The following is a 4,756-nucleotide window of genomic DNA, read 5'->3' as shown; positions in this document are numbered from 1 at the left end:
CTCGCGGGCCGCAGGCTCGCGCGCGGGGTGGGCCGCCGGGTGGGCGTGGCCATGACTGTCGCCGACGACGCGCCGCTTCACCTTCTCGACGACGACGGCCTTGCTGCGGCCATGGGAAAAGCTCTGGCGCACGATGCCAGCCTCGACCGGCCTCTTGAGCGAGAGGGTCTTTGTCGGAGCGACGCTCAGCGTATGATCGCCAGGGTTCTTCGTTTCACTCATCAGTCTTGCGTTCCCGCGGGCTCGCGCCCTTTTCAAATCCAACAATGCCGGCGGTCCCGCCGGCGCCGCAGCGCCGCGAAAGCGGCTCGGCCGTCGTCTTGCCGCCAATAGAAGCGGCCTATCCGAAAGGCGGCTGAACCTTCGGGATAAACCGCGCCGTTCGCGTCAGTTCGCGGCTTTGGTCCTGACGGCGGCGATCGGCGAGGCGTCGCGCGCGGCAGGCGTTTCCGTCGAACGGGCTCCGGCTTCGAACCGACAGGCCGCCGACGGCAGGGCGGCCCGAAGGCCGCAAACTCAATCCAGACTCCAGCTTCGCCGGAACTCCTTCGACGCGCCGCGGCGCGCCGCTCCCTCATTCCTCGCGCGCCTGCGCGGCTTCATCTCTTTCGGACCCGTCCGCCGCGCGCTCGCGCGCCGGACGCGGCCCGAACTCCTGCGTAAAATCCCGTTCGGGGCGCCGCCCCGCGTCACGCCGTTCCGACCGACAGGCCTCGACCCGATAAGCTTCGAGACGACGGCACCGTTCCACGAAGCCCCGGCCGGCCGGGCCGGCCAGCACGACCGCATGTATGACATTAGTTCGCCCGAGCGACAAATCCAATTGCCCGGACGTAAACAGTTCGATGATCGGCGCGACGTTTTCCCCGCCGGACGCTGGCGCGCCCTCTTCGTCGCCGCTCCGCCGCGCCTCCCGGCGCAGCGCCTGTCCCAGTTTGCGCGCGCCGTCGGCCGCGCCGTCCTTCGCATGCACGACGCCCGCCGCGGCGCCCGAGGCGATCGCCTCCGCCGCTTTGCCGAAGCCCGCGACGACGAGCCCCGCCTTGTTGGCGAGGGACAGCGACTGCAGGCAGTCCCGCTCCAGCAGCGCGTCGACCTCAGCCGCGAGATCGGGCGAAGCCGCGACCTTGCGCCTGAACCCGCGCGAAAACGCGCCCCTGCGGGCGGCCTCGGCCACGAGCGCGCCATTGGCCATAACCCAAACGCCCCGTCCCGGCAATTTCCGCCTGAGGTCGGGCGCGACGACGTCGCCAGGCCCCGCGACGAAGCGGATCATGGCCTCCGGCGGGCCCTTGCGCCGGGTCACGACGCAGGTGCGCTCCGGGCCTTTCTCGCCGGCGTCATAGGCCTCCTCGGGCCCGGCCGGATCCATCGGCGCGGCTCCCGTCAGGCCCGCGCCTCCTCGGCGGCGGCCTCGACGCCTTCTTCCTCCTCGGCCGCCGGCTGCGGCAGGGAGTCGATCCAGCCGGCGTGCAGGCGCGCCGTCATGATCATGGCCTCGGCCTCCTCGCGGCTGACGTCGAAGCCTTCGAGGAAGCCCGCGTGCCGGGTCGTCTCGCCTTCCTTGCGTTCGGTCCAGCCGACGAGGTCGTCGGTGGCGCAGCCGGCGAGGTCCTCGACCGTCTTGACGTCGTTCTCGCCGAATTTGACGAGCATCGGCGTCGTCACGCCGGCCACCTCGCGCAGTTCGTCGGCGACGCCGAGCTCGATGCGGCGCTGGTCCTGCTCGGCTTCGATGCGGGCCAGATGGTCATTGGCGCGCGTCTGGATCTCGGCCGCGGTGTCGTCGTCGAAGCCCTCGATGGCGGCAAGTTCGGCCGGCTCGACATAAGCGAGCTCCTCGACCGAGCGAAAACCTTCGGAGGCGAGCAGCTGGCCGACCACCTCGTCGACGTCGAGCGCCTCCATGAAAATGTTGGTGCGCTCCACGAATTCCTTCTGGCGGCGCTCCGACTCCTCGGCCTCGGTCAGGATGTCGATGTCCCAGCCGGTGAGCTGCGAGGCGAGACGCACGTTCTGGCCGCGCCGTCCGATCGCAAGGGACAGTTGGTCATCCGGGACCACGACTTCAATACGTGAAGAGTCCTCGTCGAGCACCACCTTGACCACTTCGGCCGGCTGCAGCGCGTTGACGATGAAGGTGGCGGCGTCGGGCGACCAGGGGATGATGTCGATCTTTTCGCCCTGCAGCTCGTTGACCACCGCCTGCACGCGCGAGCCGCGCATGCCGACGCAGGCGCCGACGGGGTCGATCGAGGCGTCGCGCGAGATCACCGCGATCTTGGCGCGCGAGCCCGGGTCGCGGGCCACCGCCTTCACGGTGATGATGTTGTCGTAGATCTCCGGCACTTCCTGCTGGAACAGCTTGGCCATGAACTGCGGATGGGTGCGCGACAGAAAGATCTGCGGCCCGCGCTGCTCGCGGCGCACGTCATAGACATAGGCCCGCGCGCGGTCGCCCGGGCGGAAGGTCTCGCGCGGGATCATCTCGTCGCGGCGAATCGTCGCCTCGCCGCGGCCGAGGTCGATGATGACGTTGCCATATTCGACGCGCTTGACCGCGCCGTTGACGATGTCGCCGATGCGGTCCTTGTATTCCTGATACTGGCGGTCGCGCTCGGCCTCGCGCACTTTCTGCACGATCACCTGCTTCGCCGACTGCGCGGCGATGCGGCCGAAGTCGAACGGCGGCAGGGTCTCGGCGATCATGTCCCCGACCTGCGCGGCCGGGTTCTTCTTGCGCGCCTCGTCGAGGCTGATGTGAATCGCGTCGTTTTCGATCTCGTCGACGACGAGCAGCAGGCGCGACAGGCGCAGTTCGCCGGTGCGCGGATTGATCTCGGCGCGCACCTCGGTCTCCTGGCCATAGCGCGAGCGCGCCGCCTTCTGGATCGCGTCCTCCATCGAGGACAGCACGATCTGGCGGTCGATCGATTTTTCGCGCGCGACGGCGTCGGCGATCTGCAGAAGTTCGAGCCTGTTGGCGCTGACGGCCATATGCATGGTCTCCTATTTCGGCCCGTTCCGGCGCGGAGCCGGCGCGCCGTCTCGCGCTCCGGCGCCGCCGTCGAGCGGCCGGTCGGGCCTCGTCTTCTTGAATTGCGCGCGCACGCCGGCCGGCAGCAGCGGCTTCGCCTTGGGCTTCGGCCCCGCGCCCTTCTTCGGCGCGTAGTTCTTCGCCGGGGCCGGCGGCGCGTCGTCGTCCGCATCGTCCGCCCCGCCCTCGAGCGCGGCCTTGGCGGCGCGCAGCGCGGCGCGAATCAGGTCCTCGGTCAGAATCAGCTTGGCTTCGGCGAGATCGTCGAGCGGCAGGCTGACGCGGGGCTCTTCGTCGGCGCGCGCGTCGTCGCGATCGAGCGTGACGACGGCCTTCGCCCCCTCCCCCTCGACGCCGGCGAGCACGCCGCGGAAACGCTTGCGTCCGTCAAGCCCGGCGCGCAGCTCGACGCGCGCCTCCTGCCCCAGCGCGCGCCTGAAATCCGAAACGCGCACCAGCGGCCGGTCGATGCCGGGCGAGGACAGCTCCAGCCGATAGGCCTGGCGCACCACGTCCTCGACGTCGAGCGCCGGCGAGAGCGCCGCGCTCGCGGCCTCGCAGTCGTCGATGGTCATCGCGCCGTCGGGACGCTCGGCCATGATCTGCACGGTCATGCCGTCCTGGCCGGAAATCTTCACCCGGACGAGGCGATAGCCGAGATCGGCCAGCACGGCGGCGGCGACATGGGCGATTCGCGCCGCCGTCCCCGTCTCGGCGACGAGGCGCGGCTCGTCGAGCGCGCCGTCAGACCCCTGCGCCGCGGCGGTCCCGTTCAGCGGGCCGTTCTCGTTCAATCGTCCGGTCTCGTTCAATCGCGGCCTTTCAGGCTCTCAGTCGGAGCGAAGCTGCAACAAAAAAGAGCGGGTCCGGGCGGGCCCACTCTCGATAAGACGCTCGTCCGATATCGAACTGACGTTATGAGAAGATGAATGAGGCGAATATAGCCCCGCCCCGCCGCCTTAGCAAGGGGCGGCGGGACGCGATCTTACCAAAAGCGCCGTCAATATTGCAGATATTGCTCGGTGATGGTGGCGCCGAGGCGGTCGTTGTCCTGCACGAAGGCGGTCAGGAACTCATGCAGGCCGATCTTGAAGACTTCGGCCGTCGTCGCGCTTTCGAGCCGCAGCATGATGGCGTGCGCCTGCTTCTGCGCCGGCCCGGTCTTGCCATAGGCTTTGGCGATGGCGTCGAGAAAATAGACGATGTTGTCGTAGCAGGCGATCAGCGAGCGCGGCATTTCGAGCTTGAGGATCAGAAGATCGGCGATCAGCCAGGGCTTCACGTTCTCGCGATAGACCCAGTGATAGGCGGTGAGCGCCGACACCGCGCGAAGAATCGCGGTCCACTGGAAATAGTCGAGCGAGCCGCCGACGGTCTCGTTCTCGGGCAGCAGCACGTGATATTTCACGTCGAGGATGCGCGCCGTGTTGTCGGCGCGCTCGACATAGAGACCGAGCCGCGAGAACCAGAAGGCGTCGTTGCGCAGCATGGTGCGATAGGCCGAGCCGTCATAGTCGAGCGAGGTCTTCTTGACGAAGTCGAGGAAGCGCGACAGCTCGCGCCGGTCATAAAAGCCGCGCGAGGCGTGATTGGCCTCGAAGCGCTTGAGCTCGATCCAGGCGCCGTTGATCGCGTCCCACATCTCGACGGTAAGCGCCGTGCGCACCGCGCGCGCGTTGGTGCGCGCGAGCTCGATGCAGTTCCTGATCGAGGACGGAT

General features: G+C 68.5%; 5 protein-coding genes. All 5 read right to left on the bottom strand.

Translation table 11 applies throughout. The features are described from left to right. Positions 1-222, bottom strand: a 222-nt coding sequence (locus tag ACILRB_RS15800) for a translation initiation factor IF-2 associated domain-containing protein (RefSeq protein ID WP_395667254.1), incomplete at its 3' end; no start/stop codon positions are given. Positions 223-574: 352 nt separating this feature from the next. Then, positions 575-1,372 (bottom strand): RNA-binding protein, encoded by a 798-nt coding sequence (locus ACILRB_RS15795; protein ID WP_395667253.1) that lies wholly within the window; start codon positions 1,370-1,372, stop codon positions 575-577. Positions 1,373-1,386: 14 nt separating this feature from the next. After that, positions 1,387-2,997, bottom strand: coding sequence for a transcription termination factor NusA (gene nusA / locus ACILRB_RS15790; protein WP_395667252.1), 1,611 nt, complete (start codon positions 2,995-2,997; stop codon positions 1,387-1,389). 12 nt (positions 2,998-3,009) lie between these two features. Then, complete coding sequence (rimP, locus tag ACILRB_RS15785; RefSeq protein ID WP_395667251.1) at positions 3,010-3,831, bottom strand: ribosome maturation factor RimP; 822 nt, start codon at positions 3,829-3,831, stop codon at positions 3,010-3,012. Positions 3,832-4,037: 206 nt separating this feature from the next. Beyond that, the coding region (locus ACILRB_RS15780) for an alpha-E domain-containing protein (RefSeq protein WP_395667250.1) at positions 4,038-4,756 on the bottom strand (719 nt) is incomplete at its 5' end.

This window comes from Methylocella sp. (assembly GCF_044226135.1).
Classification (GTDB): domain Bacteria; phylum Pseudomonadota; class Alphaproteobacteria; order Rhizobiales; family Beijerinckiaceae; genus Methylocapsa.
Note: the sequence above shows the minus strand (reverse complement) of the source record. Positions and strands in the feature narration are given on the sequence as shown.

Bases quoted from the DNA above. Each gene is read 5' to 3' on its own strand.
- nusA (WP_395667252.1), bottom strand. From the start codon at position 2,997: ATGGCCGTCAGCGCCAACAGGCTCGAACTTCTGCAGATCGCCGACGCC.
- ACILRB_RS15795 (WP_395667253.1), bottom strand. From the start codon at position 1,372: ATGGATCCGGCCGGGCCCGAGGAGGCCTATGACGCCGGCGAGAAAGGC.